Origin of the sequence: Methylotenera sp., from assembly GCF_030684185.1 — a bacterium.
In the GTDB taxonomy this organism is placed as follows: Bacteria; Pseudomonadota; Gammaproteobacteria; order Burkholderiales; family Methylophilaceae; genus Methylotenera.
On sequence record NZ_JAUXOY010000027.1, the window covers coordinates 156934 to 181344 of the forward strand.

Annotated in this window: 20 protein-coding genes; 4 read left to right on the plus strand and 16 right to left on the minus strand. The window is 42.8% G+C overall.

Translation table 11 applies throughout. The annotated features are described in order from the left end of the window. Positions 1-8 precede the first annotated feature (8 nt). Both Q8J82_RS10725 and serS read left to right on the plus strand, forming a co-directional pair. On the plus strand, positions 9-1346 hold the full coding sequence (locus Q8J82_RS10725; protein ID WP_305328291.1) for a replication-associated recombination protein A: 1338 nt from the start codon (positions 9-11) through the stop codon (positions 1344-1346). Between the two features lie 8 nt (positions 1347-1354). Further along, a complete protein-coding gene (serS, locus tag Q8J82_RS10730) occupies positions 1355-2635 on the plus strand; it encodes a serine--tRNA ligase (RefSeq protein ID WP_304908060.1) in 1281 nt (426 codons plus the stop codon). 22 nt (positions 2636-2657) lie between these two features. On the opposite strand, the gene mltF is transcribed toward serS, so the two are convergent. The 6 genes from mltF to Q8J82_RS10760 all read right to left on the minus strand — a co-directional run bounded on the left by mltF (position 2658) and on the right by Q8J82_RS10760 (position 7612). Then, a complete protein-coding gene (gene mltF / locus Q8J82_RS10735) occupies positions 2658-4091 on the minus strand; it encodes a membrane-bound lytic murein transglycosylase MltF (protein WP_370653544.1) in 1434 nt (477 codons plus the stop codon). Between the two features lie 62 nt (positions 4092-4153). Further along, positions 4154-4831 carry a ribose-5-phosphate isomerase RpiA gene (gene rpiA, locus Q8J82_RS10740; protein WP_304908059.1) on the minus strand — a complete coding sequence of 226 codons (678 nt, stop codon included), beginning with the start codon at positions 4829-4831 and terminating at the stop codon, positions 4154-4156. Between the two features lie 122 nt (positions 4832-4953). Continuing rightward, the gene (efp, locus tag Q8J82_RS10745) at positions 4954-5514 is read right to left on the minus strand and encodes an elongation factor P (RefSeq protein ID WP_304890671.1); all 561 of its coding nucleotides are present in this window, start codon (positions 5512-5514) and stop codon (positions 4954-4956) included. Between the two features lie 46 nt (positions 5515-5560). Next, the gene (earP, locus tag Q8J82_RS10750; protein ID WP_305252097.1) at positions 5561-6763 is read right to left on the minus strand and encodes an elongation factor P maturation arginine rhamnosyltransferase EarP; all 1203 of its coding nucleotides are present in this window, start codon (positions 6761-6763) and stop codon (positions 5561-5563) included. Next, positions 6726-7217: a transcription elongation factor GreB gene (gene greB, locus Q8J82_RS10755; protein WP_304908058.1), complete on the minus strand. Its 492-nt coding sequence runs from the start codon at positions 7215-7217 to the stop codon at positions 6726-6728. Before greB ends, earP begins: the two co-directional genes overlap by 38 nt. A 17-nt stretch (positions 7218-7234) precedes the next feature. Next, positions 7235-7612, minus strand: coding sequence for a hypothetical protein (locus Q8J82_RS10760; protein ID WP_304890668.1), 378 nt, complete (start codon positions 7610-7612; stop codon positions 7235-7237). A 274-nt stretch (positions 7613-7886) separates the two neighbouring features. Between Q8J82_RS10760 and chrA the strand changes: the two genes are divergently transcribed. Then, on the plus strand, positions 7887-9266 hold the full coding sequence (chrA, locus tag Q8J82_RS10765) for a chromate efflux transporter (RefSeq protein ID WP_370653535.1): 1380 nt from the start codon (positions 7887-7889) through the stop codon (positions 9264-9266). 20 nt (positions 9267-9286) lie between these two features. Here the strand turns inward: chrA and Q8J82_RS10770 are convergent, their stop codons facing one another. The 8 genes from Q8J82_RS10770 to Q8J82_RS10805 form a co-directional block, all read right to left on the minus strand. Beyond that, positions 9287-12049 carry a nitrate reductase gene (locus Q8J82_RS10770; RefSeq protein WP_305328292.1) on the minus strand — a complete coding sequence of 921 codons (2763 nt, stop codon included), beginning with the start codon at positions 12047-12049 and terminating at the stop codon, positions 9287-9289. Positions 12050-12061: 12 nt separating this feature from the next. Beyond that, a complete protein-coding gene (nirD, locus tag Q8J82_RS10775; RefSeq protein ID WP_304890591.1) occupies positions 12062-12400 on the minus strand; it encodes a nitrite reductase small subunit NirD in 339 nt (112 codons plus the stop codon). Positions 12401-12431: 31 nt separating this feature from the next. After that, positions 12432-14888, minus strand: a complete 2457-nt coding sequence (gene nirB, locus Q8J82_RS10780; RefSeq protein ID WP_305328293.1) for a nitrite reductase large subunit NirB — start codon at positions 14886-14888, stop codon at positions 12432-12434. A 34-nt stretch (positions 14889-14922) separates the two neighbouring features. Then, positions 14923-16311 carry an alginate export family protein gene (locus Q8J82_RS10785; RefSeq protein WP_304908338.1) on the minus strand — a complete coding sequence of 463 codons (1389 nt, stop codon included), beginning with the start codon at positions 16309-16311 and terminating at the stop codon, positions 14923-14925. Between the two features lie 43 nt (positions 16312-16354). Beyond that, on the minus strand, positions 16355-17191 hold the full coding sequence (locus Q8J82_RS10790) for an ABC transporter ATP-binding protein (protein WP_304908337.1): 837 nt from the start codon (positions 17189-17191) through the stop codon (positions 16355-16357). A 52-nt stretch (positions 17192-17243) separates the two neighbouring features. After that, positions 17244-18158: a nitrate ABC transporter permease gene (gene ntrB / locus Q8J82_RS10795; RefSeq protein WP_304891900.1), complete on the minus strand. Its 915-nt coding sequence runs from the start codon at positions 18156-18158 to the stop codon at positions 17244-17246. Positions 18159-18188: 30 nt separating this feature from the next. Next, positions 18189-19469 carry a CmpA/NrtA family ABC transporter substrate-binding protein gene (locus Q8J82_RS10800; RefSeq protein WP_370653578.1) on the minus strand — a complete coding sequence of 427 codons (1281 nt, stop codon included), beginning with the start codon at positions 19467-19469 and terminating at the stop codon, positions 18189-18191. A 266-nt stretch (positions 19470-19735) separates the two neighbouring features. After that, positions 19736-20311, minus strand: coding sequence for an ANTAR domain-containing response regulator (locus Q8J82_RS10805; protein WP_305328294.1), 576 nt, complete (start codon positions 20309-20311; stop codon positions 19736-19738). Between the two features lie 324 nt (positions 20312-20635). Between Q8J82_RS10805 and Q8J82_RS10810 the strand changes: the two genes are divergently transcribed. Next, the gene (locus tag Q8J82_RS10810) at positions 20636-21121 is read left to right on the plus strand and encodes a glutathione peroxidase (protein ID WP_370690380.1); all 486 of its coding nucleotides are present in this window, start codon (positions 20636-20638) and stop codon (positions 21119-21121) included. Positions 21122-21214: 93 nt separating this feature from the next. Here Q8J82_RS10810 and Q8J82_RS10815 read toward each other — a convergent pair whose 3' ends face one another. Together Q8J82_RS10815 and ppsA are read right to left on the minus strand one after the other, a co-directional pair. Then, complete coding sequence (locus Q8J82_RS10815) at positions 21215-22021, minus strand: pyruvate, water dikinase regulatory protein (protein WP_305326872.1); 807 nt, start codon at positions 22019-22021, stop codon at positions 21215-21217. Between the two features lie 14 nt (positions 22022-22035). Then, positions 22036-24408, minus strand: a complete 2373-nt coding sequence (gene ppsA, locus Q8J82_RS10820) for a phosphoenolpyruvate synthase (RefSeq protein WP_304908333.1) — start codon at positions 24406-24408, stop codon at positions 22036-22038. Positions 24409-24411: the final 3 nt, after the last annotated feature.

Here is a 24411-nt window from a genome sequence, read left to right on the forward strand (position 1 = left end):
CGCTAATCTTGAATAGTTTGTTTGAACCCAATACCCCTCAAGCGCCACTGGCTGAAAGGCTGCGCCCAAAAACTTTAGATGAAGTGGTTGGGCAGTCTCACCTATTAGCAGTAAATAAGCCATTACGGCTGGCATTTCAATCGGGCAAGCTGCCCTCGATGATTTTGTGGGGGCCGCCAGGCGTAGGTAAAACCACTTTGGCACGACTCATTGCCAATACGGCAGATGCCGATTTCATTCCTATTTCTGCCGTTTTATCAGGTATTAAAGATATTCGTGAGGCAGTAGAGCGTGCCGAACTCACTTTGCAGCAGCATGGACGCAAAACCATTCTGTTCGTCGATGAGGTACATAGGTTTAATAAGGGCCAGCAAGATGCATTTTTACCCTTTGTTGAGAGTGGTTTAATTACGTTTATTGGGGCGACTACCGAGAATCCCTCATTTGAAGTGAACAGCGCGCTGTTAAGCCGTGCGCAAGTATTTGTGTTGAATGCGCTAAGTGAACCGGAGTTGGCCCTATTACTCACCCGTGCACAGCAATTAGTGGCAGAAAATGTCACCATAGCAGACGATGTACGTGAACAAATACTGGCCTATGCTGACGGCGATGCAAGACGTTTACTCAATTTTGCAGAAGGATTGTTTAATGCGGCTGAGGGCGCAGGTGTAACAGCGATTGATGAAGCCTTTCTACAGACTACCATGGCGAGCAAGCTTCGAAGGTTTGATAAGGGCGGTGAAGCTTTTTACGATCAAATTTCAGCGCTACATAAATCTGTGCGTGGTTCAAACCCGGATGCGGCTTTATATTGGTTTTTACGCATGATAGATGGCGGTGCAGATCCCTTATATTTGGGGCGACGTATCGTGCGTATGGCGATTGAAGACATTGGTTTGGCAGATCCGCGTGCACAAGGCATGGCGTTAGAAGCTTGCCAGATTTTTGAGCGACTGGGTTCGCCAGAAGGTGAATTAGCGCTTTCCAATGCAGTGATTTACCTAGCGGTAGCGCCTAAAAGCAATGCGTCTTATAACGCTTATAATCAAGCCAAAGCCTTCGTAGCTCAAGATAAATCACGCCCGGTGCCATTGCACTTAAGAAACGCGCCAACCAAGCTGATGAAGGCTTTGGATTATGGCAAGGATTACCGTTATGCTCATAACGAGCCTGAGGCCTATGCGGCTGGGGTAGATTACTTTCCAGATGAACTTTATGATGGTAAAAATTTCCCGCCGCAATTTTATATGCCCACACCGCGCGGCTTAGAAGGTAAAATTACGGAAAAATTAGCGCACCTGCGAGATTTAGACAGGCGCGCATTAGATAAAAAAGCGAAAAAATAGAGAACAATATGTTAGATATACAAGCATTAAGAAGTGATTTAGAAGGTGTTGTCAGCCAATTGAATAGTCGTGGTTTTGATTTTGATTCAGCCAGCTTCACTGCTTTAGAGCAAGAGCGTAAAACCGTTCAAACACGTACTCAAGATTTGCAAGCTAAGCGCAATAACGCTTCAAAGCAGATTGGAATGCTCAAGTCCAAAGGTGAAGATGTCGGTTCAGTCATGGCAGAAGTAGCGGGTTTGGGCGACCAGTTGAAAGCTGATGAAGCACGATTGGGTGAATTGCAAACAGAATTACAGAGCTTGTTATTGAATGTTCCTAACTTGCCTCATGCGAGCGTTCCGCAGGGCAAATCTGAAACTGATAATGTTGAAGTGCGTAAAGTGGGCACGCCACGTAGTTTTGACTTCGAAGTTAAGGACCATACGGATGTCGGTACGCCGCTAGGATTGGATTTTGATACAGGTATTAAACTATCTGGTACTCGTTTTACTTTCATGCGCGGTCATATTGCTAAGTTACACCGTGCATTGGCGCAGTTTATGCTTGATACTCAAACTGAAAAACATGGTTATGAAGAATGCTATACACCTTATTTAGTGAATAAAGAAACGCTTACAGGTACGGGGCAATTACCTAAATTTGAGGAAGATTTATTTGGCTTGGCTCACAATGACAGCAAGCTGTATCTAATCCCAACTTCAGAAGTTACGCTCACCAACACAGTGCGCGATGAAATTGTGCCTTTAGAATCATTGCCTATTAAACTTACTGCACACACCCCTTGCTTCCGTTCTGAGGCTGGATCTTACGGACGTGATACTAAAGGCATGATTCGTCAGCATCAATTTGATAAAGTTGAAATGGTGCAAATCGTACATCCAAGCAAAAGTTACGAAGCCTTAGAAGAAATGGTGGGCCATGCTGAAAATATTTTGAAAGCTTTAGGCTTGCCATATCGCGTGGTATCTCTCTGCATGGGGGATATTGGCTTTGGTGCAGCTAAAACTTATGACTTGGAAGTGTGGCTGCCTGCGCAAAATACCTACCGCGAAATTTCATCCGTCTCAAATTGCGAGGCATTTCAGGCACGCCGATTACAAGCGCGCTTTAGGAATGAAAATGGCAAGCCTGAATTAGTGCATACGCTAAATGGTTCAGGGTTAGCAGTAGGGCGTACATTAGTTGCGGTGCTTGAGAACTATCAAAATGCAGACGGCAGTGTGACTGTGCCTGAAGTATTAAGACCTTATCTAAACGGTTTGGAGAAGTTCGATATTGCTAAATAACGTTGATGGTCATGCACGCCATTTAATCAGCCTGCGCTATTTTGAAGGTGTCATTGCCAAGCATATGACTGGGTTGATAACGCTCTAAAATGCGCTGATAGCTGCGAACTGACTCAACAAATACTACTGGCGCGCCCCCGCTGGCGTAGCCATATTTCACTGTGGTGTAATAATCCGGATTGTTTAACAGTACTAAGGTTTTTTTAACATCTGCCCAGCTATCAGGGTTGAGTTTTAAGCGCTTAGCAAGCACTCTGGCATCCTCTAAATGAGCATAGCCGATATTATAGGCAGCTAGTGCCATGTAGGTGCGGTCGGGCTCTGGTATTCGGTCTGGGATTATATCTCTCATCTTGACTATATATTTAGCGCCAGCAGGTATGCTTTGTTTGGGATCTAACCTATCGGTAACGCCCATTAAATCTGCGGTATTTTCTGTGAGCATCATTAAGCCACGCACCCCAGTTGGGGAAGTGTTAAATGTATCCCAATGTGACTCCCGATAGCTTACAGCCGCCAGTAAGCGCCAGTCTAGGCCTGTAGTTTCCTGAGCTTGTTTAAATAAATGCGTGTATTTTGGCAGCAGTGTGTTGGTGCGTTTAAGGAAAGTGATAATGTCCTGCGTATTTAATCGTTTGCTACTTCCATAGTATCGATCCAACAAATTACGTAATGTGCCATCATTTTGAATCTTGTCAAAAAATCCATTCACTTTTTTCACGAGTTGCGGATCTGCATTTTTTGGTAATGCCCAAGCAATGTTTTCAGGCTTGCCCAGCGCCATGCCTACCGTTAAATTAGGGTAGTAATTTTGCATCATTGCGACTAAGTGGCTATCGGCTACCGTGAAGTCTAAAACACCATTAGCCACTTCATCCAGTAGTGATTCAGAATTGGTATGCTTGAGTACCTGCCAGCGCAGGGATGGCTGTTCTTTTTGCATTTCACTGAGGCGTTCTGCAAAGCTGGTTCCTTCCGGTACTGCAATGGTTTTATCTGCGATAGATGCTAACTCTTTAATTGTGCGCAAACTTTTAGGTTTGTTATCAGCTTCATTATTGTAGATAAGTTGTTGTTGTGTCTCTTGATAAGGTTTAGAAAATTGAACAAGTTCTTTTCTAAGATGCGTAACTGTTAAGTTTGCGGCGGCGATATTAGCTTTGCCTTTCAGGAGCGATGGTATGATATCGCTGATACTATTAACTACTAAAAACTTGATTTGATATTCAGGTGCATACTTTTCAACAAACAAAGTGGCTAAGTCGTATTCAATGCCAGCAGGCTGGTTATCACCATTTAAATAATAGGTTGCAGGGCCGTTGTGCGTAACAAAAACAAGCTCGTGATCGTTAAGTGCTTCTTGTTTTAATGGCCTAGATTTTTCTTTTTGCTGATCTTCAGGTGAATTACAGGCAGCTAAGCAACAGCTAATAATAAAGTAGAACAACAGTCGCATTAAAGGGTTGCGATGTGTGTTTTGAACTGCGCTTGAATATTGGTTCAAACACATATCCAAGCTTAAGCCCAACGCTCATTAACGACACCATTTTCCGCAATAAACACTGCATTAGTCAGGCCGTAGAAAATACCATGTTCAATCACACCGGGTGTATTGCTGATTAAATCATTGAGTGTTTTAGCATCTATGCTCTCGTCAAACTTCATGTCGAGTACGTAGCTACCGTGAGAAGTTACCCAGAAGCCATCTTTAGCGGGGTTAGGGCGTAAAGCACCTTGCCCACCAACACCTTCAAGGCTTTTTTTAGTGAGTTGCCAGGCAAAGGGAATGACTTCAATTGGGATTAAAAAATTTTGGCCAATGTGATTGACCAGTTTACTTTCGTCAGCCACGGCAATAAATTGGCGGGCAGCCTTAGCGAGTAGTTTTTCTTTCACCAAATCACTACCTCGGCCTTTAAGTAGCGTCATGTCTGGCGTTATTTCATCAGCACCATCTACATACAAATCAATACTACTGATATGCTCTAAAGCTACGATGGGAAGATGTAGTGACTGGGCGCTGAGGGCGCTGATAGTGGAGCTTGCTACCGTGGTTATTTTCAGCCCTTCGTCACGCTGTAGACGAGCAAGCTCCTCAATGAAGTAATTGGCAGTAGAGCCAGTGCCCAAGCCAACAAGCATGCCACTTTTTACATATTTTGCGGCCTGTAAAGCGACCAATTGTTTGTCGTTCATTACATTCTCCAGCGATTGTTTTTTATTGAAGTATCCCTGTATATTAACGCGAATATTTCCTTTTGGGCATAAAAAAAGGAGGCAAAGGCCTCCTTAATTGTTAAGTTTCGCTAAGTAAAAACTTATTTCAACACGCGGTTTCTATATTCGCCAGTACGTGTGTCGATTTCAATTTTATCGCCTTGCGCACAAAATAATGGCACTGGAAATTCAAAACCAGAAGCGATTTTAGCGGGTTTCATGACTTTACCTGAGGTATCGCCTTTAACAGCAGGCTCTGTATAGGTGATTTCGCGCACAACCGTGGTTGGCAATTCTACTGAAATAGGTTTTTCGTTGTAAAAGCGAATGTCGACTGTCATGCCATCTTCAAGGTAAGGCAGGGCATCGGCCATGAATTCTGCATCTACGTCGTATTGGTTATAGTCTGCATCCATAAACACATAGCTTGGATCTGCAAAGTAAGAATAAGTCGCTTCTTTTTTCTCAAGTACGATGACTTCAAACTTGTCGCCAGCACCGTAGATGGTCTCGCTAGGCGTGTCAGTGAGCAAATTTTTAAATTTCATTTTTACAACAGCAGTGCTACGGCCAGATTTAGTATATTCGGCTTTAATCACTACTAATGGGTCGTTGCCAACCATTATGACATTGCCGGCGCGGAGTTCTTGAGCTGTTTTCATGAGATTGCCTTACTGATTGTAATAGGTTAAATAATAAAGCCGCGAATTATACCTTAACTGATAATTTTTGCAAAAAAATCACCAGCTTAGCGGCAAGGTCGGTTTGTTCTGCCAGTTGATTTGCCTGTTGCAATGTAAATCGCTTTATTGTCGGTAGGTTATTTAAATAATTTTGCCAAACTGGTATTGTTATATTGTCTGCCACCCATGCAGAATGTGCTTCGGATACAGAGTACTTGGCTGTTTCATCACAGCTGGAATAAAATAAATCGAGAAATGCATCCAATTTAGTGATGTGTGTATTTTCAGTTTGCAAATACGGCTGCCAAATAAAGGGCTTAGCTGCCCAAATGGCACGAATCCAGCTATCTTCACCGCGTACGAAATTGATGTCACAAATCGCTAACAGTTTGTCGTAATCGCTTTGGCTTAAGAATGGCAATATAGTGACATTTAGATTTTTTTGGCTAAACTTTTCGCCAGTTTGAATGGTATTGAGTTGTGAGCTATCTATGCCAAAATATTCTGCAACTTTAGGAAAAATACTGCTGATAGGCACATAACAATGTATGCGTTGATTTGATTCTGCCATGGCGTTTAACAGTGACGGAATAGGCGCATGGGGATAGCTAAACAATGATATTTTTAGCGCATCATCATGTACTAAGTTGAGGCTTTGTAAAAAATCACATTGAAGTGGCGGGCTTTTTGCAAGTTTTTGATTTTTTTGAAAAATATTAGTTTCTCGAATCAAGCCACCTGTTGCATCAGTAAAGCCTGGAAAGAAAAAATGTCGAGTGATTTTGGTGTTGTTAGAACCTCTGGCGTGGAAATCTGCAACCCAAGGTTCGGCTGATAAATATTCTAAATTCACCCATAATGTACTCGCTTGCATTGCCTCCAAGTAGGTGGCTGGTAATTCGCAGCTGAAGGTTTCTAAGGCAACGTCCGCGGGCTTGATGTCCTCATCAGCATTAGGCCAAGTGCATATTTCAACGCTATTGATAGTTTGTGACGGAAGTTCGGCATTTAAGCTGGGGATGATTTTGCTTGCAATGGCAAGGTTATCGATGAATAGCCGCACTTGCAGATGGTGTTCGTGTGCTAATTGCTGGCTTAACCGCCAGCATACGCCTATGTCGCCAAAATTATCTACAATGCGGCAAAAAACATCCCAACGACGACCTGCTTTATTGCTCATATCGTATTGCTTAACTTGGCGGGGTGTATTGAATTGCGATGACTTCATACTCATCTTCACCTGCAGGCGTGGGGACTTTGACCACATCACCAATCTGCTTGCCTAGCATGGCGCGGGCAAGGGGTGAAACCCAGCTAATATAACCAAGTGACGGTTCTAATTCATCTTTTCCAACAATACGATAAGTATGTTCTGTGTCGTCTTTGAGTGAAAACAGAGTTACCCAAGCACCGAAAAATATTTTGTTCAAACCTTGTTGCTTGGCTGGGTCGACAATGACCGCTAAATCCATACGTTGCATTAAAAAACGTAAACGACTGTCAATTTGGCGTAAACGCCTTTTACCGTAAATGTAATCGCCATTTTCGCTTCTGTCGCCATTGCCTGCCGCCCATGAAACGACTTTTACTAACTCTGGGCGTTCTACTTTGAGTAGTTGCTGAAATTCAGCCTCAATAGCTGCGTGGCCTTGCGGCGTGATGTAGTTTTTCTCGTCTGCCATTCTATAAGGTTCTGGTGTTATTTATCCAAAACACTAATGTCTGTAACGAAGTAAGCAGTGTCACCAAAGCATGAGCTTGGCAAACCTTTATGCTCCTCATAAACTAGACGCACTCGCTTGCCTACAGTATCATCGATTTTTTTAGCGACGGTTTTATCCCGGACGGTAAAAAAGAACTTTTCTGCCTGCGTGCCGGGCATGGAAACCAATATCAATTCGCCTTCATAAGTTTTGCAAACCCATCCTTTTTCAGACAGTTTTTGCACGTAACCTGCGCGTTCACCTGATGAATAAACCCAAGTGAGCGCTGCCCAGGTATATAAAACAAAAAGAGAAATTGGAATAATCACTGCCCATATCAAATACTTTAATAAGATTTTTAGATTACTGAACATACGCTACCTTAAAATTAAAAAAAGACACTTTTTAGTCTATCAAACAAACCTTAAACAGGGATATTGATTGTTAGTTAACCATGTGTTTTCATGGAGTGTAAAGTTAGTCTGGTGACAAACTAGGATAAAATCAGATAATACCTGTTCGGACATTTTTCTGAAACTTGTATTCAATATTGTAGGGATAAATCTACAGGTAAGCTGACTCTGGGTTGAGTTCGTTAGGCTAAAATGAAACCGGTTAAAAGTTATTTTTAAACTCTTAGAGGCCTCTGTGAATATTGAAAACAAGGATAAATTTAAAAGTGTTGAAGATGCGACTATTGCGCCTACGCTAAAAGATGCTTTTTGGTATTGGTTAAAATTAGGCTTTATCAGCTTTGGCGGGCCTGCTGGGCAAATTGCCATCATGCATCACGACTTAGTGGAGAAAAAGCGCTGGATCTCAGAAAAGCGGTTTTTACACGCATTGAACTACTGCATGGTATTACCAGGGCCTGAAGCTCAACAATTGGCTACCTATATAGGCTGGTTAATGCATCGAACAAAGGGTGGGCTAATTGCAGGGTGTTTATTTGTATTGCCTTCTCTGTTTATTTTAATCGCACTTACTTTTGTATATTTACAATATGGCAATCTACCAGCAGTTGCAGGCGCGTTGTATGGCATTAAGCCTGCGGTAGTTGCTATTGTTCTTTTTGCGGCCTATAGAATCGGAAGCCGTGCTTTAAAAAACAAATGGCTGTGGATGATCACTTTTGCATCATTTATTGCTATTGCTGTGTTTCACCTGCCATTCCCGTTAATTGTGTTATTTGCTGCCTTAATAGGCTATGTTGGCAGTCGTTATTCCCCAAGTACGTTTAGTGCTGGCGGTGGACATCATGCATCTAATAAAAGTTATGGTAAGGCGGTGATTGATGATGATACACCTACACCTGAATATGCAACATTTAACTTTAAGCACTTATTGAAAGTATTGGCTGCAGGTATGGTTTTGTGGTTATTTGCCATGGGTTTATTAGTGATAATGTATGGTTGGCAGGCAACGATTACGCAAATTGGCTGGTTTTTCACCAAAGCGGCATTGCTCACTTTTGGTGGTGCGTATGCAGTATTGCCTTATGTATACCAAGGTGCAGTCGAGCATTATCAATGGCTAACACCCATACAAATGATTGATGGTTTAGCCTTGGGTGAAACTACACCAGGCCCGTTAATTATGGTGGTAGCCTTTGTAGGGTTTGTTGGCGGATGGACGCATCAAATATTGGGTACTGATAGCCTGTTGTTATCTGGAATAGTGGCAGCCACTATCGCCACATTCTTCACTTTTTTACCGTCGTTTCTGTTTATTTTTATGGGCGGCCCATTTATTGAAAGTACGCAAGGCAATTTAAAGTTTACTGCACCCCTTATAGCTATTACAGCTGCCGTGGTGGGGGTGATTTTAAGTTTGGCATTGTTTTTTGCAATACACGTTTTTTTACCGAATGAAGTTTATATTGAGAATACGATTATTTTCGGCATTGACTGGTTGTCAGTAACCCTTGCGGTACTTGGTTTTTTTGCATTATTTAGATTGAAAATCAGTATTATTAAATTGATTTCAATATTTGCAGTATTGGGTTTTATCGTTTCAGTATTGTATTGAGGTTAATTATTTCTGAGTGCCTATAGTGTGTGAATTTTAATGCCATGTTGAAGAACTAGCCGTTTTAATTCTGGCACACAGGAACCACATTCCGTGCCACATTTCAATTTATTTTGAAGTGTGATTAAATCTGCGCCTAGTTGTATGGTGTCAGTAATGTCGTTTTCAGCTACATCTAAACAATTACATACGATTTTACCGCGGCTACGCTGACCTGCTGGCGGCAAACTTAGCGGCGCTAACGCCCAGCGGCGTAACTCAGGGCTAAATTCACCAGTGGTCATTATATCTTTTAACCAGTCTGAGGCCAGGGTTTCGCCTACCAAGCGGACGCCAGTAACTTCAGGGTTGTTATTGGATAGATTATTTTCAACCAGAATACGTTTGCTAACTCCACGTTTAGCATCAATATAATTGAGTAGTGGCATGTCATCTGTCATGCCAAGTATGGCATCAATTTCAGCAATTAATGTGGCTTCAGGCGCTGCCTTATGTGCCGCACGTAAAACTAACATGCCAGCGTGGTGTTCGGTGGCGCGACCAAATAAGCCGCAACTGGCATATTCAAAGTTGGTTAATAAAACACGTACTTTTTGTAGCAAGCTTAAATCTTGAATAGTGCGCATTACCGTCATGCGCCAGGGCAACTCTAATTTTTCAATTTTAATTGCGGTATGCTTGAGTTCTGGCTGTTTTGAGGTTTTATCAAAAGCTGCAGGCATCAATGCATTTACACCCAAGCCATGCATAAACTGGCTTCCCCAGTGCATGGCAATAAAGGTTTGTGAGGGTTTAACTTCATTCGATGTTTGCGCTGGCAGCACTAAGCTTCCGCGTTTATTGCTCACTTTCACAATGTCGCCATGTTTAATCGAACGTCGCGTCATATCATCTGCACTCATATGAATAACAGCCTCTTCCGCATGATTAAATAACTGTGCAACCGACCCTGTGCGGCTCATGCCATGCCATTGGTCACGCAGGCGACCTGTCAGCAGGTGCAGTGGGTGACGTGCATCAGTTTTATCTGCAGTACCTTTGTAGGTCACATTCACAAATTGTGCTCTGCCATCCGGTTTTTGAAACATGCCATCTGCGTATAGACGTGCTTTGCCAGTAACGTCGCCGGTAATAAATGGCCATTGTTGTGGGCCTTGTTCATCAAGTAAGGCGTAGCTTAAACCTGTGATATCTAAATCACGACCACGTGTGGTTTCTCGGTGTTCGTTAAAAATTTGTTCAGCACTAGTGTAAGGAAATAGGGTTTTAGTCGCGCCCTTCGACAAGCCCAAGGTACGGTTGGTCGCCAAACGTTTTTCTAAACGCTGTGCAAAGTCCACCATAATTTCCCAATCATGACGTGCTTCGGCAGGGGGTTGTACCGCTGGGTTTACATGAGTAATGCGGCGCTCAGAGTTGGTGACAGAGCCTTCTTTTTCGCCCCATGTACTCGCTGGTAACAAAATATCGGCATATTGGCAGGTATCTGTGTTGCTGAAGGCATCTTGTACCACGACTAATTCAGCCTTGTTTAAAGCTAATAGTACGTTATTAAGGTCTGGCATGGAATGCGCAGGGTTAGTGCAGGCAATCCAAATGGCTTTGATGCTGCCATCTTTAATCGCGTCGAACATCTCGACAGCTGTTTTACCAGGTGTTTCTGGCACACTTTCTACGTTCCAGAGTTTTGCTACTTCTGCGCGATGCTCAGCATTGTCCATATCACGGTGACCAGACAAGAGATTGGCCATGCCGCCCACCTCGCGCCCACCCATCGCATTAGGTTGACCTGTGAGTGATAGCGGCCCGGCACCTAACTTGCCTATTTGCCCCGTGGCCAAGTGCAAGTTAATCAATGCGGCGTTTTTATCAGTACCATGAATAGATTGATTTAGCCCTTGGCAATACATAGACAAACTCGGCCCTTTGCCGAACCATTTGGCCGCAGTAATGATGTCTGCTTCTTTGACGCCGCAAATGTCAGCCACCATCTTTGGCGTGTATTCACGGATGGTTTCTTTCAATTCCGCAAAGCCGTTGGTATGGGCGTTGATGTACGCCATATCAAGCAGACCTTCCCACAGCATCACATGTAACATGCCATTGAATAACGCTACATCGGTTCCTGGCAAAATCGCAAGGTGTAAATCAGCCGCCTGTGCGGTGTCGGTGCGGCGCGGATCCACCACGATTATTTTCAGGTTAGGATTTTTTGTCCTGGCATCTTCAATGCGCCTAAAAATAATAGGGTGGGCAAACACAGTATTTGAGCCAGCAATAAACAAACAATCAGTATGGTCAATATCTTCATAACAGGCCGGCGGGGCATCAGCACCCAGTGTTGCTTTATATCCAGTGACTGCGGAACTCATACATAGCCGTGAATTAGTGTCAACGTTGTTTGTACCAATCAAGCCCTTGGCAAGCTTATTAAATACATAATAATCCTCGGTCAACAATTGACCTGAGATATAAAAAGCTACAGCATCGGGGCCGTGTTTCTCGATTGTTTGCGCAAATTTCTCGGTTAAATAGTCTAAGGAATCATCCCAGGAAACACGCTTGCGGATTGCATCGCGTGTTAAACGCATTTCAGGATACAGCAAGCGATTGTCAAGCTTTGCGGTAAGGTGTAGCGTAGCGCCTTTAGTGCATAAACGCCCAAAGTTGGCAGGGTGATCAGGATCTCCTTTGACATCGACAATTATGTCATTTTCGGAGTGAATGATGACGCCGCAGCCCACGCCACAGTAGCAACAAGTTGATTTGGTTTGTTTAATCAAAGCAGTTAATCTTTATAACTCTAGGTCCTTTAATTCTGGATCTTTTAATTCCAGGTAAACAAAACCATTTTCAACTTTGGTGTTAAAGCAGGCCGTTTGTCCTACATCAGGTTCTTCAGCCTTTCCGTCAATCAAGCTTATTTTCCAGCTATGCATCGGGCAGGCGATTTTGTCGCCATAAACAATACCTTCCGATAATGGCCCGCCCTTGTGTGGGCATTGATTGTTGATTGCGAAGATGCGGTCATCTTCTAAGCGGAACACGCCAATTTCAATGCCTTTACTACGGACAATACGAGCGCCTAATGCTGGAATTTCATTTAAAGGTGCGACTTTAACCCAATGTGTCATATACTTCTTTCAAAACTCTTAATAAAAATGACTAAACTGAAATCGTCTCAAACTCTTTATGTTTATCGCGATTATTCACACGTTCTGCCCAAGGGTCTACAACACCCTGCAGGGCGAACAGCAATCGTTCGTATGCGGCTTTTCGCCCTTCAGAGTCTTCCAGTATGCGCTGTTTTACATACTCTAAACCAACACGTTCAATCCAGTGTACAGTTCTGTCTAAGTAGCGCGCTTCTTCGCGATAGATTTGGATGAATGCGCCTGAATATTCCAGCACTTCATCATGACCTTTTACCTTACAAAGGAACTGTGCAGCTTCGGTTTTAATGCCACCGTTACCCCCTACATAGATTTCCCAGCCCGAATCTACCCCAATGATGCCAACATCTTTAATACCTGATTCAGCACAGTTGCGCGGGCAACCTGAGACCGCAAACTTCACCTTATGCGGCGCCCACATGTGATCGAATGCTTTTTCAATATCAATACCCATTTGTGTGGAGTTTTGAGTACCAAATCGGCAGAATTCTGAACCAACACAAGTTTTTACGGTGCGGATTCCTTTGGCGTATGCATAGCCGGAAGGCATATCCAAGTCTTTCCACATGCCCATCAAGTCTTCTTTTTTTACTCCAAGCAAATCAATGCGCTGACCGCCTGTGACTTTCACCATCGGCACTGCATATTTATCTGCCACATCAGCAATTTTACGTAATTGATCTGGCGTGGTAACACCGCCATACATACGCGGGATGACTGAAAATGTGCCATCTTTTTGAATGTTGGCGTGTACACGCTCGTTAATAAAACGTGATTGTGGATCGTCTACAGCCTCATGTGGCCAGCTAGAAAGCAGATAATAATTAAGCGCAGGTCGACAAGTAGCGCAGCCATTTGGTGTGCGCCAGGCCATACCTTTCATTGCATCTGGAATATTTAAGTATTTATGTGCACGAATCTCTGCCCGCACTTCTTCATGATTTTTATCCGAGCAGCCACATATTGCTTTACTGGTAGATGGAGGTGCGTAACCTCCGCCTAAAGTAGAAGCAAGTATTTGCTCCACCAAACCTACGCATGAACCACAGCTTGAACCTGCTTTCGTCTGCTTTTTCACATCATCTATCGTGAATAGACCTTGGTCTTGAATGGCTTTTACAATGGTACCTTTACACACGCCATTACAACCGCATACTTCCATTTCATTGTTCATGGCTGCGGCTTTGTTTTGACCTTGATGCCCAGTGTTACCCAAAGAGTCTTGACCAAACATCAGATGGTCGCGAATCTCATGAATGGCTTTGCCATCTCTAAGCATTTGAAAATACCACGAACCGTCCGTGGTATCCCCATAAAGCACGCCGCCTATGATTTTGTCATTTTTGATGACGAGCTTTTTGTATATCCCGCCTACTGCGTCGTGTAAAACTATTTCTTCAGTGTCTGAATCACCAGTAAAATCACCTGCGCTGAATAAATCAATGCCAGTGACCTTTAATTTTGTTGAAGTGACTGAGCCCTTATATAAGCCAATGCCAAAATTAGCTAAGTGGGTTGCACATACTTTTGCCATTTCAAATAATGGTGCAACCAGGCCATATGAAATGCCACGGTGTGCAACACATTCACCCACCGCGTAAATGCGTGGGTCATAAGTTTGCATGGTGTCGTTCACCACAATACCTTTGTTACAATAAATTCCGGCAGATTCAGCCAGTGCGAAGTTTGGGCGTATGCCTATTGCCATTACCACTAAATCGGCAGCAATTTCCAGGCCATCAGTAAAGCGCGCAGTTTTGACTCGGCACTTTCCATTAGCATCAGGGGTATCACCAATTAACAGTTCGGTATTTTTTTGCAGTAAGAAATTAAGGCCTTTAGCTTCCAGATTCTTTTGCAGCATTTTTCCTGCGGTTTTATCAAGCTGCTTTTCTAATAGCCATTCATTTTTGTGTACCACTGTTACTTCCATGCCCTGAATTTTCAGGCCGTTAGCTGCCTCCAGACCAAGCAAGCCGCCACCAATCACCACCGCATGTTTATGCGTTTTTGCTGTGGCTATCATCTCGTTAGTATCTTTAATGTCGCGATAACCAATCACGCCCTCTAAATCCTTCCCTGGAATTGGCAACATAAAAGGTTTTGAGCCTGTAGCCAGCAGCAACCGGTCATATTCCGCACTTGTTCCATCTTCCGTATATACCACGCGATTTTTGCGATCAATCTTATTGATACGTGCATTTGTGTACAACGTGATGTTGTGTTCTGCATACCATTCACGGGTATTTAAGATAATGTCATCAACAGTTTGCTCATTCGCCAACACTGGCGATAGCATGATGCGGTTGTAGTTAGGGTAGGGCTCATCACCAAACACAGTAATGTCATAAAGTTCAGGTGCTATTTTTAATAGTTCCTCAACCGTACGCATACCTGCCATACCGTTACCCACTACTACTAGTTTCATCTTTGATGGAGTTTTCTGCATATTTTTTATCTTATTGATGCTATTGAATAGCAAATTAAAACGTGTACATCGCGGTTAGCCACAACTTATCGGTATCCCTGATGCGACCAGCATTGTATTGGTCACTTTCAGTAAATTTACCGTATTCCAGCTTGGTCATGATGTTGCTATTCACGTTGTAAGTAACGGCAGCATTCCATTCTTTGCCGTATTTATTTCCTGTGCCACCGCCAACTTTGGCAAAATCCTGGTCAGCATTGATGAGGTGATAATCCGCAAAGAACATGAAGTCATCCAGGCGATAAGTTGCTGTGATAAATGTATCCTTAATGCCATCTCCAGGAGTTGCCAAGAACTTATCAACCCAGCCTTGAAACAAATGGTTAGTGCCAAATGGCGTTTGGAATGAGAATTTTCCATTATTGCTTGAGAGCTTTTCATGGTCGATGCGAATATTGAAAGCATCGATACCGACACCACCGCCTAATTTGTAATAATGCGCATCTATACGGCTGTCGCCGCCTGAGTAATCGGTTTGTTTTGCGTATTCCGCAGTGTAAAGCGCTCTTAAATTTGGGTTAAACGGATGGATTCCATCTAAACGCAAACCTAATGTTTTGTTGGATTGATTAGCAATAGCATTGAGTTTCCCGTTGTTATTTAACGTGCCTGCACCAAACCAGCCATTGCCAAACCCTAAGTCGTCAAACCTTGAAAAATAGCCATACCCAGTAATACTTTCTGTAGGAGAAATGCTGTATTTCATATTTGCAATCTCTAAAGCACCTGCGGTGCGATATCTGGTATTGATTTGATTAACCGACTCAAAGTGCGCTAAATATACATTGGTATCAGGAATGGTTTTATTAGTCACGGAAATACCGTCAAAAACTTGCATCACTTGCCTAAAGCCAATGTCGCCAATAAAACGCATGTTGTCCAAATTTGTTTGCTGGCGGCCCAAACGAAATTTGGTATTTTTAATCCCCATCCAGTCAATGTAAGCCTGATTGATATTGGTTTGATCAGGGTCAACTACTTTAGCAAAACCAAGTCTATCAGGCTGATTTGATGCAGCATTAATGGGCGTAAAGCTGGTGCCATCATTGTAATTGTCATTTAGTTTTGCCACATTAATTAGCTGAGCGGCAAGGCTGAAATTATGAAAAGGGGAGGTTTGCCAGCCAATCAAACTACGCAAAGTAAAAGCATTTGCATCTTCCAGTGCTCTGGCTGGCGTAAGTACTGGCGCATTGCCATCTTGCTGTACGTTTTCATAACGAAACCTGAAGCTAGTCATTGGTTTACCTTCCTTAATTGAATCAAGGAACGTGTATTCAGGCTCAGTCTGCTCATCCGCATAAGCCGATTGCGCCATGCTTGCGATTGCTAGTCCTGTGCAAGCCATCAGAAAATTTAACTTGAATGTAAGATTTTGTTTCACGTGAGATTCCTTATTGAATGTAATATATTTCTGTATTGAATGCTTAAGCAGCTTTTTTTGCATGGCGTTCATATAAGAATCGTAATACTTCGCTACGCAAATGGTTGTAGTCTGTATCTTCAGCAAGTGCCAAGCGCGCCCTTGGCCTAGGTAGATTTACTTCTAGAATCTCGCCAATGCCTGCGGATGGGCCATTAGTCATCATCACTACACGGTCAGAGAGCAGAATTGCCTCATCTACGTCATGGGTGACCATTACCGCAGTACAGCCAGATTTCGCCATTATCTTCATGAGCTCATCTTGTAAGTTAGCGCGGGTTAAGGCATCCAACGCGCCGAACGGTTCGTCAAGCAACAATACTTTTGGCTCCATTGCTAAAGCTCTCGCAATGCCAACGCGCTGCTTCATACCGCCAGAAATTTCATTCGGACGTTTATCGGTCGCGTGGGTTAAACCAACAAGCTCTAGCGCGGCATTAGTGCGAGTTTTAAGTTGAGTTTTAGGCTCTTTCTTTTCAGCGCTGGTGCCAAATACACGCTCTACTGCCAGATAAACATTTTCATAACAGGTGAGCCATGGCAGTAGTGAATGGTTTTGAAAAACTACTGCACGTTGCGGTCCTGGTCCGGCAATTTCTCGACCTGCACAGAAAAGCAACCCCTCTGTAGGTTGTGTTAATCCTGCAATGAGATTTAATACAGTAGACTTCCCGCAACCTGAGTGACCAATAATTGAGACAAACTCACCTTCTCTAATGCTGAGGTTGATATTTTTTAATGCATTGAAGTCACCTTTTTTAGTGGAAAATGTCATATCGACATTCTCTAACTGTACATATCTGTCGGAGTTAGCTTTTTCAGTAGTCAGTGTTTTTTCCATGATAATTCCTAAAATTTAATTAATTGGTTTTCTAATTAGTTTTGTAGATCAATTACTCATAACTGAATTTTTTAGCGATTTGTGTCAGCGCTAGTTCTAAAAGCAAGCCAACAAAACCCACAACAAAAATTGCAATGATGATATGTTCCACATTCAAATTGTTCCATTCATCCCACACCCAGAATCCAATACCAACGCCACCAGTGAGCATTTCAGCAGCAACAATCACCAGCCATGCCACGCCGATTGAAAGACGCACACCTGTCATCATGTAAGGTAAAGCAAAGGGAAACAGTATCTTGGTGAAAATTTTCCACTCACTCAGATTTAACACCTTAGCTACATTCATGTAGTCTTGCGGCACCTTGCTTACGCCTACTGATGTGTTGATGATCATTGGCCAAATTGCTGAAATGAAGATTACCCAAATTGCTGCGGGATTCGCCGCTTTAAAAACAAGAAGTCCGATAGGTAGCCATGCTAGTGGTGATACCGGGCGAAGCAAGCTAATGACTGGTGCAGCCATGCGTGATATAAAGTTAAAACGGCCGATAATGAACCCTAGCGGAATGCCGATTAACGCAGCTAGCCCAAAACCCAGAGCCACACGTTGCAGCGAAGCAACAATATTCCAGCCAACACCTTTGTCATTAGGGCCATGGTCATAAAAAGGGTCACTAAATAACGCAACAGCAGAGCTCCATGTTTTGAGAGGCCCAGGCAAGTTCGGTGATTGATGCGAGATCAATGTCCAAATTGCAAGCAACATCAAAATGCCAAAGACAGGAGGTAATAACCATTTAAAGAAACTATAAACCTGAACATTTAGGTAGCTGGACTTGTTATTAGTGATGCCAGTAACTTTTGGAATCTCAGAATTAGTGACTGATTCTTTTTTTCTTAAAATTGTGTCTTTGTTTTTCATGATGATTTTTAAGCTCTCTTTACTTATGCTGATTGCGCTCATAGTTGCTCCTTAATTTCTTTTAAGTCATCTTTAGGCTTTTATTTTGAATGAGGCCGCATAGGCCGCTGGATTTTTACCATCCCACACCACGCCATCCATTAGCTTGCTTGTACGCATAACATCTTTAGGCACGCTAATGCCTAGTTGTGATGCTGCTTCAGAATACAGCTTCACTTGGTTGATTTTGCTAGCCACTGCCAAATAATCAGGATCTGCTTTTAGCAAGCCCCAGCGTTTATGCTGTGTCAGGAACCACATGCCATCTGACAGGTATGGGAAGTTCACCTTGCCGTCTTCAAAAAACTTCATGAAGTTAGGGTCTTTCCACTTTTTGCCAATGCCATTGTCATAATCACCAATAAAGCGACCGGCAATTACTTCTTCTGGTGCATTCACGTAAGCTTTACCAGAAATCAATTTAGCAACTTTGGCTCGGTTTTCAGTGGCTTCTATGTAGCGACAGGCGTCTAAAATGGCCATAATCATGGCACGCGAAGTGTTTGGATTTTTTGCCACAAATTCGGCAGTAGTACCTAATACCTTTTCAGGATGGTCCACCCAAATGTCTTGTGAAGTGGCAACGGTATAACCTACCTTGTCATAAATCGCACGGGCATTCCAAGGCTCACCTACGCAATAGCCATCCATATTGCCAATACGCATATTGGCGACCATTTGCGGTGGCGGTACGACAATCGTTTTTACATCTTTAACGGGGTTAATACCATTGGCTGCAAGCCAGTAGTTAAGCCACATGGCATGCGTGCCAGTAGGAAATGTTTGTGCAAAAGTGAAGTCTCGGTTTTCATTATCTAGCAATCGCTTTAGGCTATGACCATCTTTAACACCCTTATCTTTCAGTTGATTAGCTAAAGTGATTCCTTGCCCATTATGGTTAAGCGTCATCAGCACCGCCATGTCTTTTTGCTGACCACCGATACCGAGTTGCACGCCATAAACCAGGCCGTATAAAACATGTGCTGCATGTAACTCGCCATTAACGGTTTTATCGCGAATAGCGGCCCAAGATGCTTCCTTGGAAGGAGTGATTTTGATGCCATATTTCTTATCAAAACCCATTTCGGCAGCTACAACGATAGGGGCACAATCTGTAAGTGGAATAAAACCAATCTTTACTTCGGTAATTTCAGGAGCATCAGAGCCTGCTGCATAAGCTTGAGTACTGATGCTTTTTGGCACTAGACCCATCACTGTAGCTGCGCCGAAGGCACCCGCAGCAGTGGTGCGAAAAAAATCACGGCGACCATTGTTTACAGAGTTACTATTTTCTATAACAGGTTTAACGTTCATATCTGGGGTGCTGTCGTAAGTGCTCATTTTTTTCTCCTAAAATAAATCAATCTAAAGCTATTCATCTAAAAATTTGGCCCATAAAAAATGGCGTCTGATAATGAATCAACTCTTAAAAATAAGAATCATTTCATTATCAAGACGCCTTTGCCTTGAACTACTTGTTAGTGCGAGCCAGCTTTGGCTCAATATTTCATGTTTAATTTAGAGTTGTTTAACCAATAGACCCGTCGCTGGGCTTCTGTGTTTATCAACTTAATCTTTAATCAAAGCAACAATTTGGCTGCTTCAATAATTTGTTCTGACAACTTACCTATCCGTATATGTTTTTGCATCGCCATATTGCGTAATAAGGTATAAGCCTCGTCTTCATCAATATTACGCTGTTTCATAATTAACCCTTTTGCACGCTCAATCACCTTGCGTTCACTAAGTTTGGTATTAGCCTCATTCAGGGCATCACGCAAATCTTTAAATTCTTCAAACCGTGCGACTGCCGCATCAATTACGGGCCGTAAACGCTCGTTTGGAATACTACCCACCACATAAGCGCAAACCCCAGCTTTTGTCGCCAACTTCATTTGCTCTTTGTCATCATCATGCGTAAACATCATAATCGGTCGCGGATCATGCATAGTCATTACACAAATGTTTTCCAAAGTGTCACGACTCGGTGAATCTGTATCAATAATTACAATGTCTGGTCTAAATTCACAACAGGCACTATCTAAATTAACGGTGTCTTTTAAATGTGCAACTACTTCATATCCAGTATCTAGCAATGATTGCTTGAGTGGTTTGGTGCGCTCCAAATCATTATCAACAATCATCACTCTTAACATGGCAGCTTAAATATAGTAGTTAGTTTTCTAAAAGCAATAGACGTGCCAAGTAGTTATTTGTTGTATATCTTTATGATTTTATTAAGTAAATTTATATCTATATTTAGTATTAAGTTAACAAGGTTGATGTGGTATAGCACGCATAAGGTGCGGACGCACCAATGTAGACCTAGTGTTGTATTGTGCAAATACGACAGAGTGGAGAACGAAATATTTAATATTCAGTCGTATTCGTAGGTAAAATTTTAATTTAAATTATTTATATTTGGACGGGATAAAATGAAAGCAATTCTGTTGGCTATACTATTTTTGGGGGCATCAAATATGGCGAATGCGACATGTTCTGAACTGTACAATCATCAATTAACCACTTTACAGGGCGATAAAATCAATCTTTGTGATTATCAGAATAAACCAATTCTGGTGGTAAATACTGCGAGTAAATGTGGTTTCACGCCCCAATTTGACGCGCTTGAAGGTTTGTACAGCAAATATAAAAGTAAGGGATTGTTAGTGGTAGGTTTCCCATCAAATGATTTTAAGCAGGAGCCAGGTAACGATAAGCAAATAGGCGATTTTTGTAAACTGACTTATTCGGTTAAATTTCCTATGATGACGAAAAGCTCAGTCACAGGAGCAAATGCAAATCCGTTTTACAAGCAATTGATTGCAAAGACTGGCCAGCAACCTCAATGGAATTTCTACAAATACGTAATTTTGCCTGGTGGCAAAGACGTGTATGCCTTTAGTAGTGATGTGAAGCCAGATTCAGCTGAAATTCTAGATAGAATTAAATCAGGTTTGAAGTAAGTATTGATTTTAATAAGCAGGAAAACGCCAGAAGCGCTTTCCTGCTTGGGTTTTGGAGCAAGCGAACTAAAAAAATATCCTTTTTAGGATTATTTAAGACGCTTTACGCGTTTTTTCCATAATAATTGCTGAAAGCTCTTCTACTGAACGACTGGTTGAATCTGCCCATGTAATGCCTGCATTCCGCATCAGGTTTTCTGCTGTAACAATTTCTTTACGGCAATTCTCTATTGAGGCATAAAAACTACCAGACCTACGCTCGTTGCGAACAGCGTGTAGACGTTCCGGCTTGATGGTGAGGCCGAATATCTTATCCAGGTGTTTATGTAACACGGCTGGTAAAGACCCGCGTTCAAAGTCCTCTGGAATCAATGGGTAATTAGCCGCCTTGATTCCAAACTGCATGGCTAGGTAAACGCTGGTAGGGGTTTTGCCGCAACGTGAAACACCTATTAAAATGACATCAGCCTCTTCAAGACCTGAGTTAGTCATGCCGTCATCATGATTCAATGTAAAGTTAACGGCCTCCATGCGGTCGTTGTATTTACTTCCCATGACACTGTGCGCAATACCGGCACCTCTAAGTGGCTTTTGATCCAATTCCAAACTTAGAGGGTCGATAAATGTATTGAACAAGTCAATAAAATAAGCGTTGGATTCTTTTAGGGTACTTCTTAGTTCAATATTCCCTAATGTCATAATGACAACAGGTCGACCCCCATCTTCCTCTGCAGCGTTTAAGATGGCATCTTGAGCGAGCTTGATTTTATCTAGCGTATCGGTAAAGGGTAGGCGTACTTGGGTAAAATTGGTGCCTGGAAAGTGCTCCAGTAGTTTACCCAAGGCCCCTGCAGTAATGCCAGTACCGTCTGAGATGAAAAATACAGTGCGTTTTAGCATTACAGTTACCCTTTTTATTTTTTAGCTAGTCTTTGCCATGTAGTAACAACCGTATCAGGGTTAAGTGACATTGATTGTATGCCTTCAGCGACCAACCATTCTGCAAAGTCAGGGTGGTCAGAAGGACCCTGGCCGCAAATACCTACGTATTTGCCTAGGCGGTTACAAGTGTGAATCGCCATTTTAATGAGTTCTTTCACAGCATCATTACGCTCGTCAAAGCCATCCGCTAAAATGCCTGAGTCTCTATCCATACCTAATGTCAGTTGTGTCAGGTCGTTCGAGCCAATTGAGAAACCATCAAAATAATGCAGGAATTCTTCTGCAAGCAATGCATTAGATGGAATTTCACACATCATAATCAGGCGCAAGCCATTTTGACCACGTTTAAGCCCGTTGGCAGCCATGATTTCAGTCACTGCTTTGGCTTCTTCAAGTGTACGTACAAAAGGAATCATTAACTCAACGTTAGTTAAACCCATTTCATCACGTACTTTTTTCATGGCAGTACATTCCATGGCAAAGCATTCTTTGAAGTCTTCTGCCATATAACGTGCCGCGCCGCGGAAGCCAATCATTGGATTTTCTTCATCTGGCTCGTAAATCTCACCGCCCACCAGTTTTTTGTATTCATTTGATTTAAAGTCTGAAGTACGCACAATCACTGGTTTTGGATAAAAAGCAGCAGCAATGGTAGCTACACCTTCAGCCACTTTATCAATATAGAACTGTTTAGGTGAAGCGTAACCACGTGCACGGTTTTTAATGGTGGTTTGAATCGCATGCGGCATTGCATCAACATTTAAAATAGCTTTAGGATGTATGCCCACCATATTGTTGATGACAAATTCCAAACGTGCCAAACCCACGCCATCATTTGGTGTTTTTGCAAAACCAAACGCCATGTCAGGGTTGCCAACGTTCATCATGATTTTGCAAGGTGCTGGCGGAAGTGTTGCGGTGGCTTGACTACTCACTTCATACTCAATTGCACCATGATAGACAAAACCTGATTCCCCTTCAGCACATGATACCGTGACGATTTCACCTTCACGTAACACATCAGTGGCGTTAACAGAACCTACAATCGCAGGAATGCCTAATTCACGGGCAATAATTGCAGCATGGCATGTACGGCCGCCACGGTTAGTCACGAGTGCACTGGCACGTTTCATGACTGGCTCCCAGTTCGGGTCTGTCATATCTGCGACTAATACATCACCAGGTTGTACTAAATGCATATCCGCTGGGTCTAACACAATGCGTACAGGGCCAACACCTACTTTTTGTGTCACAGCACGACCTACTACTAATGGTTTTTCGCTATGTTTGTTCAGTTTGAAAGTCTCAGTCACATTGCTTAAAGATTCTTGAGACTTTACGGTTTCTGGACGTGCTTGCAAGATATACAGTTTGTTATCAACCCCGTTTTTACCCCATTCAATATCCATTGGACAGCCGTAGTGTGTTTCAATCGTCATGGCATAGAGTGCTAACTCTAAAACATCTTCATTTGAAAGTGAATAACGGTCACTATCTGCAGAATCTACTTCAATAGTATGGGTGCTTTTACCCGCACGTGTGGCATCGCTAAACACCATTTTGATGAGTTTTGAACCCATAGTGCGGCGAACAATAGAAGGCTTGCCTTGTGCCAGAGTTGGCTTGTGTACATAGAATTCGTCAGGATTTACTGCACCCTGTACAACGGTTTCACCCAGACCGTATGATGAAGTAATAAACACTACATCTTTAAATCCAGATTCAGTGTCTATGGTGAACATCACGCCAGCACAGCCAATGTCTGAACGCACCATTTGTTGCACGCCCGCTGAAAGCGCTACATCGGCATGTACAAAACCTTTGTGCACGCGGTATGAAATCGCACGGTCATTATATAAAGAAGCAAATACTTCTTTAATGGCGTGCAAAATGTTATCTAAACCTTGAATGTTTAAAAATGATTCTTGCTGGCCTGCAAAGGAAGCATCAGGCAAATCTTCTGCGGTAGCAGATGAACGTACTGCAAAAGTTGCGCCATTGCCAGATTTGGCAGTGAGCGTTGCATAGTTTTCAGCAATTGCTTTGTCTAGCGCGGCTGGAAAGGGTGCAGCCATAATCCATTCACGCACTTGCTTGCCACAGATGGCGAGCGCTTGCGTATCGTCTACGTTCAAAGCATCAAGTGCTGCATTAATTTTGACGTCTAAACCATTTTGGGCTAAGAACTCACGGTATGCATCTGCCGTGGTTGCAAAGCCTGTCGGCACTCGCACGCCCTTTGCCGATAATTGCGAAATCATCTCGCCAAGGGAGGCATTTTTACCGCCAACTGAGGGTACGTCTATGTTTCTGAGGTTTTCAAATGGAATAACGTGAGCTGACATGAT

Coding starts and splice junctions, on each gene's coding strand:
- Q8J82_RS10800 (WP_370653578.1), bottom strand. CDS start 19,469: ATGAACGTTAAACCTGTTATAGAAAATAGTAACTCTGTAAACAATGGT.
- nirB (WP_305328293.1), bottom strand. CDS start 14,888: ATGCAGAAAACTCCATCAAAGATGAAACTAGTAGTAGTGGGTAACGGT.
- Q8J82_RS10790 (WP_304908337.1), bottom strand. CDS start 17,191: ATGGAAAAAACACTGACTACTGAAAAAGCTAACTCCGACAGATATGTA.
- rpiA (WP_304908059.1), bottom strand. CDS start 4,831: ATGAACGACAAACAATTGGTCGCTTTACAGGCCGCAAAATATGTAAAA.
- earP (WP_305252097.1), bottom strand. CDS start 6,763: ATGAAGTCATCGCAATTCAATACACCCCGCCAAGTTAAGCAATACGAT.
- ppsA (WP_304908333.1), bottom strand. CDS start 24,408: ATGTCAGCTCACGTTATTCCATTTGAAAACCTCAGAAACATAGACGTA.
- Q8J82_RS10760 (WP_304890668.1), bottom strand. CDS start 7,612: ATGTTCAGTAATCTAAAAATCTTATTAAAGTATTTGATATGGGCAGTG.
- mltF (WP_370653544.1), bottom strand. CDS start 4,091: ATGCGACTGTTGTTCTACTTTATTATTAGCTGTTGCTTAGCTGCCTGT.
- efp (WP_304890671.1), bottom strand. CDS start 5,514: ATGAAAACAGCTCAAGAACTCCGCGCCGGCAATGTCATAATGGTTGGC.
- ntrB (WP_304891900.1), bottom strand. CDS start 18,158: ATGAGCGCAATCAGCATAAGTAAAGAGAGCTTAAAAATCATCATGAAA.
- nirD (WP_304890591.1), bottom strand. CDS start 12,400: ATGACACATTGGGTTAAAGTCGCACCTTTAAATGAAATTCCAGCATTA.
- Q8J82_RS10810 (WP_370690380.1), top strand. CDS start 20,636: ATGGCGAATGCGACATGTTCTGAACTGTACAATCATCAATTAACCACT.
- greB (WP_304908058.1), bottom strand. CDS start 7,217: ATGGCAGACGAGAAAAACTACATCACGCCGCAAGGCCACGCAGCTATT.
- Q8J82_RS10815 (WP_305326872.1), bottom strand. CDS start 22,021: ATGCTAAAACGCACTGTATTTTTCATCTCAGACGGTACTGGCATTACT.
- Q8J82_RS10805 (WP_305328294.1), bottom strand. CDS start 20,311: ATGTTAAGAGTGATGATTGTTGATAATGATTTGGAGCGCACCAAACCA.
- serS (WP_304908060.1), top strand. CDS start 1,355: ATGTTAGATATACAAGCATTAAGAAGTGATTTAGAAGGTGTTGTCAGC.